A 16,654-nucleotide genomic window follows, 5' to 3' on the forward strand; every position below is an offset into this window, starting at 1 on the left:
CCCGTCGCCTAGGTCGTCGCGCCGGCGCGATAGCCGACGCCGCGCACCGTCATGACGATGCGCGGGTTGTCGGGGTCGTGCTCGACCTTCGCCCGCAGCCGCTGCACGTGCACGTTCACGAGCCGCGTGTCGGCCTTGTAGTGATAGCCCCAGACCTGTTCGAGCAGCATCTCGCGGGTGAACACCTGCTGCGGCTTCGAGGCGAGGGTGAGGAGCAGGTCGAACTCGAGCGGGGTGAGGTTGATGCGGGTCTCGCCGCGACGCACCTCGTGCCCGGCCGCGTCGATCACGAGGTCGCCGATGCCGAGCGTCGCGACGACCGGGTCGGGGGTCGGCCGGAGCCGGGTGCGGATGCGGGCGACCAGCTCCTTCGGGTTGAAGGGCTTGACCATGTAGTCGTCGGCGCCGGATTCGAGGCCCTTCACGACGTCGGCCGTGTCGGACTTCGCCGTCAGCATGATGATCGGCGTGCCCGACTCGGCGCGGATGCGACCGCACACCTCGATGCCGTCCATGCCGGGGAGCATCAGGTCGAGCAGGACGAGGTCGGGCTTCGACTCGCGGAACGCGGCGAGCGCGCCGGCGCCGTCGGCGCAGAAGACCGGCTCGAAGCCCTCGGTGCGCAGCACGATGCCGATCATCTCGGCGAGGGCCGTGTCGTCGTCGACGACGAGTACGCGTGAAGTCATGCCGTTCATTCCTGTCGGTGCCGTGCGACGCGGCGCGGCCCGTGTCGGTGCCGTGCGACGCGGCGCGGTCTGGTGCGCTCCAGCGTAGTCGGTCGGCGTGCGGGTCGGCCGAATGTGCGAGCATGGGGGCACCCCGCCGGAAGGAGTGCGTACAGGTGTCGGATCACGACTGGCAGGCGCCCGGCAGTCCGGCGAGCGGTTCGGCTCCGGATGCCCCGGCTCCGCCGCCCTACGGCGCACCCCCGGCTCCGCCGCCCTACGGCGCACCCCCGGCTCCGCCCGTCCCGGGTTACGGCCCGCCCCCGCCGCAGCAGCAGCCCTGGGTCCAGCCGCCGCCCGGGGCCTGGGCGCCGCCGCCGAAGCCCGGACTCCTGCCGCTGCGGCCGCTGAGCTTCGGCACGCTGCTCTGGGCGCCGTTCCAGGCGCTGCGCCGCAACCCGGCCGCGACCTTCGGCAGCGGGCTCGTGGTGCAGCTCGTCTCGGCGCTCGCGACGCTCGCCGTCGTCGTGCCGTTCATGGTGTTCATCTTCACCCGCGTCGAGAACGCCGCCACTGAAGACATGGACGCGGTCATGTCGGGCGGGGTGGGCGCCTTCCTCCTGCTCATGCTCGTCCCGGTCGCCCTCACGCTCGTCGCCGGCGCCTTCCTCCAGGGCGTCATGGTGGTCGAGGTCGCCACCGGGACCCTCGGCGAGCGCCTCGGATTCGGGGCGCTCTGGCGGCGCGCCGCACGCCGCATCTGGCCGTTGCTCGGGTGGACGGCGCTCGTCACCCTCGCGCTGCTCATCGTCGTGGCCGTGTTCACCGGCATCATCGTCGTCGCCGCGCTCACCTCGCCCGGCGCCCTGATCGGTGCGGTGCTCGTCACCATCATCGGAGTGCTCGGGCTCGCCGTCCTCGGCGCCTGGCTCGGCACGAAGCTCTCGATCGTGCCGAGCATCATCGTGCTCGAGCACGCCGGGATCGGGCCGGCCGTACGGCGGTCGTGGCGGCTCACGAACGGGTACTTCTGGCGCACCTTCGGCACCCTGCTGCTCGTCGGGCTCATCCTGAACGTGGCCGCGCAGATCGTCGTGCAGCCGGTGTCGCTCGTCGGCACCATCCTCGCCGCGATCATCGACCCGACCGGTTCGGGGGCCGCGATCGGCATCACGATCGCGACGAGCGTGGTCACCCTCGTGCTGTCGGTGCTCATCGGTGCGATCACGGCGGTCGTGCAGAGCGCGCTCGTCGCCGTCATCTACATCGACCTCCGCATGCGCACCGAGGGGCTCGACCTCGAGCTCGCCCGCCACGTCGAGCAGCGCGATGCGGGCGCGGCCCCGACGGGCGACCCGTACGCGCCGCCGCCCGCTGCCCCCGCCTGGACGCCGCACGCCCCGGCACCGACCCCGCCCGAGACGGCCTGGCCGACGCCGCCCGAGGCGGGCGAGCCCGGGCAGCCGCGGCACTGACGGTGCTCGTCCTGACCCCGCTCGACCCCGACGCACCCGAAGCGCGTCGGTGGCTCGAGGACGAACTCGCGAAGCCCGAATACCAGAACTCGAAGCCCACTGCCTTCGACCTCGCGATGCAGGCCGTCCGCGACTGGTTCGCCGACCTCCTGGGCGGCGCCGGCGGCGTGCCCGCGCCGGTCGTGACGCTCATCGTCGTCCTCGTCGTCGCCGCGATCGTCGTCGTCGCCTTCCTGGTCTTCGGCGCCCCTCGTCTCCGTCGGCGACGGTCCGCCGCCGTCCCGCTCTTCGACGACGATGACCGTCGCGACCTCGCGGCGCTCCGGCGCGCCGCAGAGCTCGCCGCGTCGGACGGCGACTGGCCGCTCGCCATCGAGGAGCGCTTCCGCGCACTCGTCAGGGGTGCGGTCGACCGGGACCTCGTGCAGGTGCACCCCGGCACCACCGCCCATGCCTTCGCGATCGCGGCCGCGCGTCCGTTCCCCGGTCGCGATCAGGATCTCGCGTCCGCCGCCGCCGAGTTCGACGGGGTCCGCTACCTGGGCGGGACCGGCAGCGCGGCGGCGTACGAGCGCATGAGCGAACTCGAGGCGGAGCTCGCCCGGACGCGACCGGCCGGCGACGCCGACGCCGCCGCCGACGCCGAGGCGGCGGGGGCCGTCCGGTGACGGCGGCACCGCCCTCCGCGGCGGCACCCTCCGGCACCGCCGATGCGGTGCCCGCCGACGCCATCACGCCGACGTTCCGCGCCGGCGTCCGCCGCCGACGCATCTGGATCGTCTTCGCGGTCGTGCTCGTGCTCGGCGCGATCGCGCTGCTCGTCCTCCGCGGCGGGGCCGCGGGCGCGGGGCAGCGCCTCGGCGCCGACAACCCGGCCCCGCTCGGGGCCAAGGCCCTGGTCGAGGTGCTCGGCTCCCACGGCGTCGAGGTCGAGGCCGCCGCCGACTTCGACACCGCGCTCACCGCGGCGAAGTCCGGTGCCACGGTGCTCGTGTTCGACGAGTTCGGCCTGCTCGACGAGCAGCGGCTCAGCCGGCTCGCGTTGTTCTCCGATCGCCTCGTCGTCGTCGAGCCGGGATTCACCGCACTCGAGGCGCTCGCACCCGGCGTGCGGATGGCGGGGGCGGCGTCCGGCGCGCTCGACGACGTCGCGTGCGAGCTCCCCGCCGCCGAGAACGCCGGGGCGCTCTCGACGGGCCAGCGTCTGTTCACCCTCGACGACGAGGCGACCGCCGACGGCTGGCAGGGATGCTTCCGCGACGGCGAGTACGGCTTCGCCGTCGCCGAGGGGCCCTCATCGGGCGACGGCCGGATCGTCCTCGTCGGGGCGTCGACCCCGTTCGAGAACGGCCGCATCACGGAGCGCGGCAATGCGGCGCTCGCCATCGGGCTCGCCGGGGCATCCGATGAACTCGTGTGGTACCTGCCCGGCCCGCTCGACGCCGACCCCGACCAGGCGCCCACGCTCGGCGAGCTCACGCCCGGCTGGGTCAGCCCGGTGCTCGCGCTCGCGATCGTGGTGACCGTCGTCGCCGGGATCTGGCGGGGGCGCCGCTTCGGTCCGCTCGTCGTCGAGAACCTCCCCGTGCACGTCCCTGCTGGCGAGACCGCCGTGGGCCGCGCCCGCCTGTACGCCAGGAACGCCGCCCGCACGCACGCGCTCGACCAGTTGCGCCTCGGCGCGATCGCCCGCATCGCCACGGCGCTGCGACTGCCTCGCACCGCCGACGTCTCCGAGATCGCCGCCGCCGCGGCCGCCGCGACCGGACGTGACCCGTGGCAGGTGCGCGCCGTGCTCGTCGAGGCGCTGCCCGTCGGCGACCGCGACCTCGTGCGGCTCGCGAACGAGCTCGACGACCTCGAGCACGCCGTGCGTGCGACACTCGCACCAGAGACCTCCACCCCGCACGATGCGGAACACCCAGGAAGGCGACCATGACCGACCCGATCGCGAACGAGACGACCGCTGCGCCGGCGCCCGCCACGCCCGACGACGAACTGCGGCGCGCGCTGAACCGCGTCCGCACCGAGGTCGGCAAGGCGGTCGTCGGCCAGGACGGCGCGGTGACCGGCCTCATCATCGCCCTGCTGACCCGCGGGCACGTGCTCCTCGAGGGCGTGCCCGGCGTGGCGAAGACCCTGCTCGTGCGCACCCTCAGCCGGACCCTGCAGCTCGACACTCGGCGACTGCAGTTCACGCCCGACCTCATGCCCGGCGACGTCACCGGCTCCCTCGCCTACGACCCGCGCTCCGGGGAGTTCGCCTTCCGCGAGGGCCCGGTGTTCACCAACATCCTGCTCGCCGACGAGATCAACCGCACGCCGCCGAAGACCCAGTCGGCGCTCCTCGAGGCGATGGAGGAACGCCAGGTCTCTGCCGACGGCGTGACCCGGCCGCTCCCCGACCCGTTCATGGTCGCGGCGACCCAGAACCCGATCGAGTACGAGGGCACCTACGCGCTGCCCGAGGCGCAGCTCGACCGCTTCCTCCTGAAGCTCGTCCTCGACGTGCCCGAGCGCGAGGCCGAGGTCTCGCTGCTGCGCCGCCACGCCGACGGCTTCGACCCCCACGACCTCGCCGCCGCGGGTGTCACGCCGGTGCTCGGCGCCGACGAGCTCGCGGCCGCGCGCCGGGCGGCGGCCGCGGTGCGCGTCGAGGACGACGTGCTCGGCTACCTCGTCGACCTCGCCCGTGCGACCCGGCGCAGCCCCTCGATGCGACTCGGCGTGAGCCCTCGAGGCACGACCGGGCTCCTCGCCGCGGCGAAGGCCTGGGCCTGGCTCACGGGCTTCGAGTCCCTCACCCCCGACCACGTGCAGGCGATGCTGCTGCCGGTCTGGCGCCACCGGGTGCAGCTGCGGCCCGAGGCCGAGCTCGAGGGCGTCTCGGTCGACCAGGTGCTGCGCGGCATCGTGCAGCAGGTGCAGGTTCCGCTCTGAGATGGCGCTGACCGGTCGATTCGCGCTGCTCGTCGCCCTCGGGGTCGTCCCCGTGGTCGTGGCGGGCCTCTCGAGCGCGCCGCTGGCCTGGCTCGCGCTCGTCGGGTGGCTTCTCGTCGTCACCGGTGCCGGCATCGTCGACCTCTCGCTCGCCGCCTCGCCCCGCACGGTCGCCTTCCGCCGTGAACTGCCCGACCGCGTGCGCCTCGGCGAGCACGTCGCCTCCCGGCTCACGGTGCAGAACCTCGGCGGCCGGATGCTCCGCGCCACCGTCCGCGACGGATGGGAGCCCTCCGCCGGGGTCGCCGGACCGAACCGCACCCGGCTCTCGATCCCGCCGGGCGAGCGCCGGCGGATGACGCTGCACCTGGTGCCGACCCGCCGTGGCGATCGCCGCACCGGACAGGTGACGATCCGCTCGGCCGGGCCGCTCGGGCTGTGGGCGCGGCAGGCGACCTTGGCGGCGCCGGGGCGAGTGCGGGTGCTGCCGCCGTTCCATTCGCGGGTGCACCTGCCCTCGCGGCTGACCCGGCTGCGCGAGCTCGACGGACGGACGCCGCTCCTCATCCGCGGCCAGGGCACCGAGTTCGACTCGATCCGCGAGTACGTCCGCGGTGACGACGTGCGTTCCGTCGACTGGCGGGCGACCGCGCGCCACATCGACCCCGAGGTCCCCGGCAACACGCGGCTCATGGTCCGCACCTGGCGCCCCGAACGCGACCGTCGCATCGTCATCGTCGCCGACACCTCGCGCACCGCGGCGGCGCGCATCGCCGATGAACCCCGCCTCGACACGAGTTACGAGGCCTCGCTGCTCCTCGCGGCGCTCGCGTCGCACGCGGGCGACCGCGTCGACTTCCTCGCGACCGACCGACGCCTGCGCGGGCGCGTGCACGGTGCGAGCGGGGCCGACCTCCTCGCCCGCATGGTCGACACGATGGCGGGCATCGACGCCGAGCTCGTCGAAGCCGACTGGGCGCTCGTGCCCGGCCAGGTGCGCGCGGTGACGAGCCGCCACGCCTTCGTCGTCCTGCTGACCGCGGCCGACTCCCCCGGCTCCGCCCGAGGTCTGCTCTCCGTGCTGCCGCAGCTCACCGCCCGGCACACGGTCGTCGTCGCCTCGGTCGCCGACCCGACCCTCATCGAGACCAGCCGGCTGCGCGGCGACCTCGACGAGGTCTACGGCGCCGCCGCTGCGGAGCGGGGCCTCCTCGACGGCGAACGGGTCGGCGCGGCGATCCGCCGTCTCGGCGCCCAGACGGTCACGGCCGCGCCGCACGAGCTGCCCCCGGCCCTCGCCGATCGCTACCTCGAGCTCAAGGCCGCCGGGCGCCTCTGACCCCACCGCCGCCGCCGCCGCGCGCCGACGGCGACTCGCAGCGTCACACGACGCAGTTTTCGAACATTCGCGCGGGGTTCACCGCTGCAGAACCGCAGTCTCGCTACGCTCTGGAAGGCGCCGATGAGGCAGCGCCACGCTCGAGCGGTCGCCGTCCGCGCCCGCCCACCCTACGAAAGGGACTCAATGTCTGACACCGCACCTGCTGACACCGCACCTGCCGGCACCGCACCTGCTGTCGCCGCTCCGTCGACCGCTCAGAAGCTCGTCGCCGAACTCCTCGGCACGTTCATCCTCGTCTTCGGCGTCATCGGCGCGGCGATCTTCTCCTCCGCGAACACCGGCCTGCTCGGCGTGGCCTTCGCACTCGGCCTGTCGGTCGTCGTCGGCATCTACGCCTTCGGCCCGATCTCGGGCGGCCACTTCAACCCGGCCGTCACGCTCGGGCTCGCGATCGCCGGTCGCTTCGCCTGGAAGGACGTGCTCGGCTACATCGCCGCCCAGGTCGTCGGCGGCATCCTCGGCTCGGTGGTGCTGCTCGGCGTCCTCTCGACCGGCCCCAAGTTCGACATCGCGATCTTCCGCAGCGTGTCGACCGGCTACGACGAGCTCTCGCCGGCCGGCTTCGGCCTCGGCTCCTTCCTCATCGTCGAGATCGTCGCCACCGCGATCTTCCTCTTCGTGATCCTCGGCGTGACCTCCGCCGGCCGCGCGGCGTCGAACCTCGCCCCGCTCGCGATCGGCCTCACGCTCACCGTGCTCGTGCTCGTCGCCGGCCCGGTCTCGAACGGCTCGTTCAACCCGGCCCGCTCGATCGCGACGGCGATCTTCGGCGGCCAGCTCGCCCTCACCGAGCTCTGGGCGTCGATCGTCGCCCCGATCGTGGGTGCGCTGCTCGCCGGCGTGATCTACAAGGCGGTCTTCGACCGCCCCGCGAAGCTCACCGCGTAGTCGACGCTGCGACTGACGAAGGCGGATGCCCCACGGGGCATCCGCCTTTCGTCGTCTCACCGCAGGTACGCGGCGGTGCGGAAGAGCGCGAGACGCGCACCCGGAGCGCTCTCGTCGCCTCAGCCCGAGACGACCCGCGTGGCCCCGGCGTCGAACGCCGCGAGGTCGCCCGTCGCCCCTGCGCGCCGCGCCCGCCCGCCGACCACGAGCATGTAGAAGAGGAACCCGCCGAGCGCGAGCGCCCCGATGCCGATCTTCACGGCCCACGGCCACGGGGCGGGCGTCACGAAGCCCTCGATGAGGCCCGCGATGAAGAGGAAGAACACGAGTCCGATGGCCACGGTGAAGAGGGCCCGCGCGTCGGCGGCGAGCGCGACCCCGCGCGGCCTCGGACCCGGGGCGACCCAGGCCCAGAAGATGCGCAGGCCCGCCGCCGCCGCGACGAACACGCAGGTGAGCTCGAGGAGGCCGTGGGGGGCGATGTAGAGGAAGAAGGTGTCGGCCTCGTCGTACGCGAACATGACCGCGGCGTTCACGCCGAGGTTCTGCGCGTTCTGCATGATCACCCACGGCACCCAGACGCCGAGCACGCCGAAGGCGACGCACTGGGCGGCGATCCACGCGTTGTTCGTCCACACGGAGCCGGCGAAGGAGCCGGCCGGGTGCTCCGAGTAGTAGGCGGCGAAGCCCTCCTCGGCGATCTGCCGGAGCTCCCGCTCCGAGCCGATCGAGGCGAGCGCCCGCGGATCGCCGAGGATCCACCAGGCGTACAGCGCCGCGATGACGAACGTGGCCACGGCCACCGCGAGCGTGAGCCAGCGGATGCGGTGGAGCGCCGCGGGGAGGTCGAGTGCGACGAACCGCGCGAGCTGGCGCAGCGGGTTCTCGGGCGCGCCCGTGAACCGCAGCCGCGCTCGCGCGAGCGAGAGCGAGAGGCGGTCGCCGAGGGCGGTCGAGCCGGCCGTCGACTTCACGAGCGAGAGGTCGGATGCCCCGGCTTGATACCGCTCGATGAGCTCGTCGGTCTCGGGCCCGCTGAGGCGCGGGCTGCGCGCGAGCGCGTCGAGTCGCTGCCAGTCGTCACGGCGGGCTGAGGCGAGCGCTTCGAGGTCCATCTGCTTGAATACTACCCATGGCCGAATCGACCGCCGAGCCCGTCCGGCTCGCCCGCTTCGACGACGACGGAGTGGTCACCGGCGAGGCGGTCAGCCTCGATCTCCGGCCCGCGAGCGCGCTCATCCGCGCCGGCGGCGCCGCGATCGACGTGCTCGTGAACCTCGCGCTCCTCATCGGCCTCGTCTTCCTGCTCGCGGGCCTCGGCGTCGACGAGGCGGCGTTCCGGGCGGTGCTGATCACCGGTCTCGTGGCGGTCCTCGTCGTACTGCCGACGACCGTCGAGACGGCCTCGCGGGGCCGTTCGCTCGGCAAGCTCGCCCTCGGGCTCCGGGTGGTGCGCGACGACGGCGGCGCGATCGGCTTCCGGCACGCCTTCATCCGCGCGCTCGTGGGCGTCGTCGAGATCTACATGACCTTCGGCGGGCTCGCGGTGCTCGTCGGCTTCCTGAACCCCTCGTCGAAGCGGCTCGGCGACCTGCTCGCCGGCACGCACGGCCAGGTCGAGCGCGTGCCGGTGCCGCCCTCGACCGCGTTCGGAGTCCCGGTCGAGCTCGCCGCGTGGGCCTCCGTCGCCGACCTCGGACGACTTCCCGACCCGCTCGCGCGCCGGGTGGCGTCGTTCTTCCAGAACGCCCCGCACCTCGCGCCGGCGAGTCGCGAGCGAGTGGCGGCGTCGCTGGCCGCTGAGGTCGCCCCCTACGTCTCGCCGGTCCCCGACGCCCCGGCCGAGCGGTTCCTCGCCGGGGTCGCCGCGCTCCGGCGCGAACGCGACCTCGTCGCGCTCGGCCTCGAGACCGAGCGCATGGCCGCACTCGCCCCCGTGCTCACCGCGAGCCCGCCCGGCTTCCCCGAGCGTTGACGCGGGGGCCGCGGCATCCGGCCGCTCAGTAGCGGTAGTGGTCGACCTTGTAGGGCCCTTCGACGGGCACGCCGATGTAGGCCGCCTGCTCGGGGCTCAGCTCGGTGAGCTGCACGCCGAGCGCGTCGAGGTGGAGGCGGGCGACCTTCTCGTCGAGGTGCTTCGGCAGCACGTAGACGCCGATCGGGTACTCGTCGATGCGGGTCCACAGCTCGATCTGCGCGAGCACCTGGTTGGTGAACGAGTTCGACATGACGAACGACGGGTGGCCCGTCGCGTTGCCGAGGTTCATGAGCCGGCCCTCGCTCAGCACCAGGATCGAGCGGCCGGTCGGCAGGCGCCACTCGTGCACCTGCGGCTTGATCTCGACCTTCTCGGCGCCCTCGAGCGCCTCGAGCGCAGCCATGTCGATCTCGTTGTCGAAGTGGCCGACATTCGAGACGATCGCGAGGTGCTTCATCTCGAGCATGTGCTCGAGCCGCAGCACGTCCTTGTTGCCCGTGCAGGTGACGAAGATGTCGACCTCGCCGACGACGTCCTCGACGCGGGCGACCTGGTAGCCGTCCATCGCGGCCTGGAGCGCGCAGATCGGGTCGACCTCGCTGACGATGACGCGGGCGCCCTGGCCGCGCAGCGCCTCCGCGGCCCCCTTGCCGACATCGCCGTAGCCGACGACGAACGCGACCTTGCCGCCCATGAGCACGTCGGTGGCGCGATTCAGGCCGTCGGGCAGCGAGTGGCGGATGCCGTACTTGTTGTCGAACTTCGACTTCGTCACCGAGTCGTTGACGTTGATCGCCGGGAAGAGCAGCCCGCCCTCGGCGTGCAGCTCGTAGAGGCGGTGCACGCCGGTCGTGGTCTCCTCCGTCACGCCCGTGAGCTCCTCGGCGATGCGGGTCCAGCGGTCGGGACTCGTCGCGAGCGAGCGACGCAGGGTGTCGAGGATGACGCGGTACTCGCCGCTGTCGGCGGCGGAGGCCTCGGGCACGACGCCGGCGGCCTCGAAGTCGCGTCCGCGGTGCACGAGCAGCGTGGCGTCGCCGCCGTCGTCGAGGATCAGGTTCGGGCCGATCCAGTCGGCGCCCGCCTCGGCGGCCTCGGCCGACCAGTCGAAGATGCGGTCGGTGCACCACCAGTACTCGTCGAGCGTCTCGCCCTTCCACGCGAAGACGGGCACGCCCTTGGGCTCGTCGACCGTGCCCTCGGGTCCGACGACGATCGCGGCGGCCGCCTCGTCCTGCGTGGAGAAGATGTTGCAGCTCGCCCAGCGCACCTGCGCGCCGAGCGCGACGAGCGTCTCGATGAGCACCGCCGTCTGCACCGTCATGTGGAGGCTGCCCGCGATGCGCGCTCCGGCGAGCGGCTGCGCCTCGGCGAACTCGGCCCGCAGCGCCATGAGGCCCGGCATCTCGTTCTCGGCGAGCCGGAGCTGGTGACGCCCCGCCTCGGCGAGCGAGAGGTCAGCGACCTTGTACGGGAGTGCGGTGGTGGCGGGCAGCGTCGTCATGCCGTCCATTCTCGCAGGCCGCGCCCGACGGCGACGCACTGCGTCGCCGTCGGGCGCGAGCCGTGAACCCTACCCCTGCGCGCCGGGATCCCGCGGACGCACGGCGGCGGCCGCCTGCACCGGGAGGGTGGGCTCCGACATCCGCTGCTCGACCACGACCCGGCCCCTGAGCGTCGTCACGAGCACGGTGATGCGGGCACCGACGTGCGCGTCGGTGAGTCGCAGCGTCGACGTCGGCGGCCCCGCGATCGGGGCGCCATCGGCGAACCACCGGTAGGCGAACCTCGATCCGGGCGGCTTCGGGCCCGCATCGACCGTCAACCGCTCGCGGACGACCGGCGCTCCCCAGATCCGCGGCAGCGTCGGGTCGACGCCAGCCGGCCCGACCGGCTCGCTGGGAACGGAGCTCGACGTCGTCGGCAGGTATCCGTCCGCGGTCGCCGTCACCCGGACGGAGATCCGCTTGCCGAGGTGCTCGGGACCCAGCACGAGCTTCGCGCCCGCCGCCCCCGCGATCGCGGCATCGTCGGCGAGCCACTCGTAGCCGAGTGACACGCCGTCGGTCGTCGCCTGCGCAAGTGCGGTGAGCGTCTCGCCGACGCGCGCGGCACCCGACAGCTCGGGCGTGGGCAGCTCGACCGAGACGGTCCCGACCCGGTTCAGCTCGGCGTCGATCCCCGCGGTCTCCGTCCCGGCTGCTACTGCGATCCCCGAGGCCGATGCGGCTGAGCCGGCATCCTGCCACCATTCTGCGAGATACCCCGGCACCCATTCGGGCGACGGCACGAACCGCAGCTTGACGTCGCCCGTCGGGAGTCCCTCGAACCGGTAGCCGCCCTGCACGTCGGCCCGGTTCTCGCCGATGAGGTCACCGTCGGCCGAATACGCCTCGACCGTGGCGAACGAAGCGCCGAGACCGTCGGCGTCGGTGACCCGCCCGCTGAGGCCTGCACCGCGCTCGAGCTCGGCGTCGATGCCCGTGACCGCTTCTCGCCCGGGAGTGACGGCCGTCGCGGCGCCAGGCGTCGAGGCGTCGTTCCACCACTCCATGCCGAGGTCGCGCCAGACGTCGCCGAAGCGGACGGTGTACGGCACGCCGTTCTGGAGACCCCAGATGCGGTACGAGCCGTCGGCGGTGGTCTCAGCAGAGCCCGCGGGGCCGAATCCGTCGTGAGCGGTCACCCAGTGCGCCCCGATGGACTCGCGCCCGTCGCCGAGATCGGCCGTGACGCGGCCCTCGACGACGCCACCGGTCTCAAGCTCCACGTCGAGCTCGAGTTCGCCGGTCTGCCCGGGCTCGACGGTCACCTGCTCGATGTGCGCCGCGGCACCCATGTCCGTCTTCGTCCGGACGGAGACGCGGTAGGTACCGGGGTGCAGCCAGTGGGCGTTCGCCGAGCCCGGCTCGTCGCACATCGTGTCGCGATAGGGCCCGCTGATCTCACGGACACCGATGCAGGTCTCCACCGGCTGGCCGAGATAGCTCACCGAGGTCCGCAGTCGCGCGGCCTGAGCGAGTCGGATGTCCTGGTTCACCTCGCCGACGCCGTCGATGACCTCGACGATGACGGGATCGGGCGTGCCCGTTCCGGCGTGCTGCACTTCCACGGCGTACGTGTCGGGTTCGAGGCCGGTGACTCGGTAGACACCCGTGTCATCCGCAACGGCGGAGAAGCTCCTCCCGCCGTCGCCGCTGATGGTGACGTACGCGCCGGGAATCGGCGCACCCTCGGGCGCGTAGACCGTGCCGGTCAGCACGGTGTCGAGCGACAGTGTCGCATCGGCGCGTGCTTCGCCACCGATCGGCACCGTGATCGTCTGCGAATCGGCGAACGAGCCGCCGCCCCACCAAGTGTCGTGGATCGGCCCGGTGAAGCGCAGCTTGACCTCGCCCGCCGGTACGTCGTACAGGCTGATCGTGTCGCCGTCCCAGGAGCTGCCCGCGGCGAGCATCTCACCGGTGGCGGGGTCGAATGCCTCCATCCGGATGTACCCGGAGTACGGCCCGTCGGTCTCGACAGCCGACGTGATCCAGCCGAGTCCCGGCAGCGTGTAGTCGCGCGTCACGGCCTCCGCGCCCACGTCGAAGTACCGCGCCGTCATGCGGGTGGAGCCGTCCCACCACCACGACGTCGACGACCACGAGCTCTCGGCGAACCGCACCGCATATCGGCCGACGTCGAGGCCCTCGAACCGGTAGCCGCCGTCGGGATCGGTCGAGATCGTGCGCAGCAGCCCGCCCTCATCGTGGAGCTCGACGATAGCGCCCTGCGCCGCGACCGGGCCGTCGATGGTCTCGACCGCCACGCGCCCGGCGATCCCTCCAGACCCCGCGGCCGGTGCCGCGAGATCGAGCACGGCCTCGTTCGACGCGGCGACCGAGACGATGTCGGCACCGGCGCGCGTGGGCGAGCCGCCTGACCAGGTCGCGGTGATGCCGGGGCCGGTGACCTCGACGAGGTAGCGTCCGCCGTCGAGCGGTGCGATCACGTATCGACCATCGTCGTCGGTGATGGCGGCGCCCGCGGTCGCGCCGCCGAACGCGTGGAGGGTCACCGCCGCGCCGGCCACGCCGGCTCCCGAACCGTCGACCGTGATGCGCCCGCTGACGGACGCGGCCCGCACGGGAGCGTAGTCGAGGACCGCAGTGGCACCGTCCGAGACCTCGGTACTTGCGCCGCCGCCGAAGTACGGCACACCACTCGGCATCGAGAACCAGACGTCGTACGCACCCGCCCGCAGCCCGACCACCTCGTATCGCCCGTCTGCATCGGTCGTCGCGGAGCCCCACCCAGCGCCGCTCACCGAGACGTCGACTCCCGCGATCGGCTGGCCGTCGACGGCGACGACGCCGGAGATGGAACCGGCTCGGCCGAGCTTCGCGTCGATGCCGGTCACGCTCTCACCGCTGTCGACGTCCACCGGAGTCGCATCGAACATCTCGGCGGCATCGTCCCAGTACTCGCGGAGATATCCCGAGACGGCCTCCGGGTCGAACGCGTCGGCTTCGAACGACACCGTGTAGCTTCCGGCGGCGAGGCCGACGAGCTCGTACCTCCCGTCGGCATCGGTCGTGGCGGAGACCCAGCCGGGGCCGTTCGCGGAGACCGAGACTCCTGCGAGCGGAAGGTCGTCGGTGCCGGTCACGATGCCGCTGATGGAGCCGCCTGCCGAAAGTTCCGTGACGAGCCCCGAGAGGGTCTGCCCGCCGACGACCTCGAAGGTGTCAGCGGAGAACTGGTCGAGCTGGTCGTTCCACCATTCGCCGGCGAACGCCGAGCCCCACGGAGCGCTGAACTCGAGCGTGTACGCGCCCGCGAGCAGGCCACTGAACCGGAACGTCCCGTCGGGACCGGTCCACGCGCTGGCCCGGTGCTCGACCGAGCCGTCGACGACGGCGAACGCCGTGACGCCGACGTCGGACAACGGCGCGCCGTCCGTCCCCGTGACGACGCCCTCGACGATGCCGCCGGTCGCCAGCGTCGCATCCATGCCGGAGAGCTCGTCGCCCTCGGCGATCTCGAAGGAGTCGGCCGACCACTGCTCGCGCTGGTCGTTCCACCACTCGCCGACGAAGGCGGAGCCGTAGGACGACGCGAACTCGAGCGTGTACGTGCCGGGCTCGAGCGACTCGAACGCGTACGCCCCGTCGCCGCCGCTCTGCATGCCGGCCGCGTACTCGAAGTACTCGCCGTTGAAGCGATGGAGGTTCACGCTGACCTCGGCGGCGGGCGAACCGTCCTCCGCGGACACGACGCCGCGGAGCGACCCGCTCGCGATCTCCTCGGTCGCCGGTGACTCCTCGACCTCGGCGGCGAGGGGCTCGGCCTCCTGAGCCTCGGGAGACGGCGGAGCCGTCTCCTCGACGGCCGGCGTGGTCGGAGAGAGCGACTCCGCCGATGCCGGCGCGGCAGCGCCCAGCGCGAGTGCGCCTGCGAGGAGCGCGGTGATGACGAGACGCGCGACGGCGCCCAGGGATGACGAGAAGGATCGAGGACGCACGTGGTCTCCGGCTGTAGGGTTCCGGTCGGGAAGAACCGTGTGCGCGGCAATGCTGTCGCTGGGCCGGACCGTGTTCGAATCCCGACAATAGCGACGCGTGGTCGGGAATCCCTCCCCCCTTTCGGGGGGCACCGAGCGGCGGGCCCTCAGCTGCGGATGAGCGCCAGGACCTCGTCGCGGACGGCGGCCATCGTGGGCTCGTCTCCGCCCTCGACGTTCAGGCGCAGCAGCGGCTCGGTGTTCGAGGGGCGCACGTTGAACCACCAGAACGGCTCGTCGCCGGCGGTCTGGCCGATGACCGTCAGACCGTCGAGTTCGTCGAACTCGCCGCGGCCCGTGAACGCCTCCACGATCCGCGTGTACGCGGCCGGGACGTCGTCGACGACCGAGTTGATCTCGCCCGAGAGCGCGTACGGGTCGAACCGTGCGCCGAACTCTGAGAGCGGGGCATCCTGCGCACCGAACTCGGCGAGCACGTGCATCGCCGCGAGCATGCCGTTGTCGGCACCCCAGAAGTCGCGGAAGTAGTAGTGGGCCGAGTGCTCGCCGCCGAAGACCGCGCCCGTCGCCTTCATCTGGTCTTTGATGAGCGAGTGGCCGACGCGGGTGCGCACCGGCACGGCGCCCGCCTCCTCGATGGTCTCGGGCACGAAGCGCGAGGTGATGAGGTTGTGGATCACGTTGACGTTCGTCTCGCCCGCTGCGCCGACGCGGGCGATCTCGCGGAGGGCGACGATCGCGGCCACCGCCGAGGGCGTGACCGCCCCGCCCCGCTCGTCGACGACGAAGCAGCGGTCGGCGTCGCCGTCGAACGCGAGACCGAGGTCGGCGCCGTGCTCGACGACCGCGCGCTGCAGGTCGACGAGGTTCGCCGGCTCGAGCGGGTTGGCCTCGTGGTTCGGGAAGGTGCCGTCGAGCTCGAAGTAGAGCGGCACGATCTCGAGGGGCAGTGCGGGAAGGCCCGCGGCCTCGCCGAGGACGGCGGGGACGGTGAGGCCGCCCATGCCGTTGCCCGCGTCGACGACGATCTTGAGCGGGCGGATGCCGCTGAGGTCGACGAGCCTGCGGAGGTAGGCCGCATAGTCGGCGAGGACGTCGGCCTCGAGCACCGCACCCGGCATCTCGACGGGGGTGATGCCCTGCTCGAGGAAGTCGGCCGCCCGGTCGCGGATCGCCGCGAGGCCCGTGTCGAGCGAGATGCCCTGGGCGCCCGCCCGCGAGAACTTGATGCCGTTGTAGGCCGCGGGGTTGTGGCTGGCGGTGAACATCGCCGCCGGGGCATCCATCGAGCCCGACGCGAAGTAGCTCTCGTCGGTGGAGCACAGGCCGATCGACACGACGACGGCGCCGCGCGCGGCCGCCCCGGCCGCGAACGCGGCCGCGAACGCGGGCGACGAGTCGCGCATGTCGTGTCCGACGACGACCCGCCCGCCGGCCGCGCCGACCTCGTCGACGAAGGCCGCGCCGAGTGCCTCGACGGTCTCGGCGGTGAGCCCCTCGCCCACGATTCCGCGCACGTCGTACGCCTTCACGACCGCGTCGAGGCGCGCGCGTGCGTCGGATGAGGCAGCGGGATTCATGCCTTGAAACCTACCCCACCGAGCGCCGTGTGCCGCACGACCTGCCAGCCCACGGGCGCCGAGGTTCGCTCGGCGTGCCGGGCGCAGAGGTCGTAGCCGTGGGGCTCGCGCACGACGGCGAGCGGACCCAGCACCGCGGTGGACTCGGCGTAGTCGAAGGTCAACGTCGCAACCGCTTCGGCGGCGCATGCGGTTCGCGAACAACGTCTCATGGCAG

Annotated in this window: 12 protein-coding genes and 1 pseudogene; 7 read left to right on the forward strand and 6 right to left on the reverse strand. The window is 72.8% G+C overall.

Translation table 11 applies throughout. The annotated features are described in order from the left end of the window. Positions 1 to 8: 8 nt before the first annotated feature. Complete coding sequence (gene mtrA, locus ACFVAJ_RS01545; RefSeq protein ID WP_157422484.1) at positions 9 to 689, reverse strand: MtrAB system response regulator MtrA; 681 nt, start codon at positions 687 to 689, stop codon at positions 9 to 11. A 155-nt stretch (positions 690 to 844) separates the two neighbouring features. Between mtrA and ACFVAJ_RS01550 the strand changes: the two genes are divergently transcribed. From ACFVAJ_RS01550 to ACFVAJ_RS01575, 6 genes are all read left to right on the forward strand, one after another. Beyond that, positions 845 to 2,143 (forward strand): hypothetical protein, encoded by a 1,299-nt coding sequence (locus ACFVAJ_RS01550; protein ID WP_376941038.1) that lies wholly within the window; start codon positions 845 to 847, stop codon positions 2,141 to 2,143. A 2-nt stretch (positions 2,144 to 2,145) separates the two neighbouring features. After that, positions 2,146 to 2,811 (forward strand): hypothetical protein, encoded by a 666-nt coding sequence (locus ACFVAJ_RS01555; RefSeq protein ID WP_376941039.1) that lies wholly within the window; start codon positions 2,146 to 2,148, stop codon positions 2,809 to 2,811. Further along, entirely contained in the window at positions 2,808 to 4,082 is a 1,275-nt protein-coding gene (locus ACFVAJ_RS01560) for a DUF4350 domain-containing protein (protein WP_376941040.1), read from the forward strand. Before ACFVAJ_RS01555 ends, ACFVAJ_RS01560 begins: the two co-directional genes overlap by 4 nt. Continuing rightward, positions 4,079 to 5,083 carry an AAA family ATPase gene (locus tag ACFVAJ_RS01565; protein WP_376941041.1) on the forward strand — a complete coding sequence of 335 codons (1,005 nt, stop codon included), beginning with the start codon at positions 4,079 to 4,081 and terminating at the stop codon, positions 5,081 to 5,083. The genes ACFVAJ_RS01560 and ACFVAJ_RS01565 overlap by 4 nt, the downstream gene beginning before the upstream one ends. Position 5,084: 1 nt before the next feature. Next, positions 5,085 to 6,422 (forward strand): DUF58 domain-containing protein, encoded by a 1,338-nt coding sequence (locus ACFVAJ_RS01570; protein ID WP_376941042.1) that lies wholly within the window; start codon positions 5,085 to 5,087, stop codon positions 6,420 to 6,422. Between the two features lie 186 nt (positions 6,423 to 6,608). Next, positions 6,609 to 7,373 (forward strand): aquaporin, encoded by a 765-nt coding sequence (locus ACFVAJ_RS01575; RefSeq protein ID WP_376941043.1) that lies wholly within the window; start codon positions 6,609 to 6,611, stop codon positions 7,371 to 7,373. 119 nt (positions 7,374 to 7,492) lie between these two features. Here the strand turns inward: ACFVAJ_RS01575 and ACFVAJ_RS01580 are convergent, their stop codons facing one another. After that, positions 7,493 to 8,488 (reverse strand): stage II sporulation protein M, encoded by a 996-nt coding sequence (locus ACFVAJ_RS01580; RefSeq protein WP_376941044.1) that lies wholly within the window; start codon positions 8,486 to 8,488, stop codon positions 7,493 to 7,495. A gap of 17 nt (positions 8,489 to 8,505) precedes the next feature. Here ACFVAJ_RS01580 and ACFVAJ_RS01585 point away from each other — a divergent pair, with 17 nt between their 5' ends. Further along, on the forward strand, positions 8,506 to 9,348 hold the full coding sequence (locus tag ACFVAJ_RS01585) for an RDD family protein (protein WP_376941045.1): 843 nt from the start codon (positions 8,506 to 8,508) through the stop codon (positions 9,346 to 9,348). A gap of 25 nt (positions 9,349 to 9,373) precedes the next feature. Here ACFVAJ_RS01585 and ahcY read toward each other — a convergent pair whose 3' ends face one another. From ahcY to ACFVAJ_RS01605, 4 genes and pseudogenes are all read right to left on the reverse strand, one after another. Next, on the reverse strand, positions 9,374 to 10,855 hold the full coding sequence (gene ahcY / locus ACFVAJ_RS01590; RefSeq protein ID WP_376941046.1) for an adenosylhomocysteinase: 1,482 nt from the start codon (positions 10,853 to 10,855) through the stop codon (positions 9,374 to 9,376). A 69-nt stretch (positions 10,856 to 10,924) separates the two neighbouring features. Continuing rightward, positions 10,925 to 14,857 carry a carboxypeptidase regulatory-like domain-containing protein gene (locus ACFVAJ_RS01595; RefSeq protein WP_376941047.1) on the reverse strand — a complete coding sequence of 1,311 codons (3,933 nt, stop codon included), beginning with the start codon at positions 14,855 to 14,857 and terminating at the stop codon, positions 10,925 to 10,927. Positions 14,858 to 15,003: 146 nt separating this feature from the next. Further along, positions 15,004 to 16,437, reverse strand: coding sequence for a phosphomannomutase/phosphoglucomutase (locus ACFVAJ_RS01600; protein WP_376941048.1), 1,434 nt, complete (start codon positions 16,435 to 16,437; stop codon positions 15,004 to 15,006). A gap of 32 nt (positions 16,438 to 16,469) precedes the next feature. Then, positions 16,470 to 16,649: pseudogene (locus ACFVAJ_RS01605) on the reverse strand (DUF3499 family protein); the annotation flags it as partial. Between the last annotated feature and the right edge of the window lie 5 nt (positions 16,650 to 16,654).

The organism is Agromyces sp. NPDC057679, assembly GCF_042799635.1.
Lineage (GTDB): Bacteria > Actinomycetota > Actinomycetes > Actinomycetales > Microbacteriaceae > Agromyces.

Excerpts from the sequence above, each read along its gene's own strand:
- ACFVAJ_RS01575 (WP_376941043.1), top strand. The coding sequence starts at position 6,609 with ATGTCTGACACCGCACCTGCTGACACCGCACCTGCCGGCACCGCACCT.
- ahcY (WP_376941046.1), bottom strand. The coding sequence starts at position 10,855 with ATGACGACGCTGCCCGCCACCACCGCACTCCCGTACAAGGTCGCTGAC.
- ACFVAJ_RS01565 (WP_376941041.1), top strand. The coding sequence starts at position 4,079 with ATGACCGACCCGATCGCGAACGAGACGACCGCTGCGCCGGCGCCCGCC.
- ACFVAJ_RS01585 (WP_376941045.1), top strand. The coding sequence starts at position 8,506 with ATGGCCGAATCGACCGCCGAGCCCGTCCGGCTCGCCCGCTTCGACGAC.
- ACFVAJ_RS01570 (WP_376941042.1), top strand. The coding sequence starts at position 5,085 with ATGGCGCTGACCGGTCGATTCGCGCTGCTCGTCGCCCTCGGGGTCGTC.
- ACFVAJ_RS01600 (WP_376941048.1), bottom strand. The coding sequence starts at position 16,437 with ATGAATCCCGCTGCCTCATCCGACGCACGCGCGCGCCTCGACGCGGTC.
- mtrA (WP_157422484.1), bottom strand. The coding sequence starts at position 689 with ATGACTTCACGCGTACTCGTCGTCGACGACGACACGGCCCTCGCCGAG.
- ACFVAJ_RS01580 (WP_376941044.1), bottom strand. The coding sequence starts at position 8,488 with ATGGACCTCGAAGCGCTCGCCTCAGCCCGCCGTGACGACTGGCAGCGA.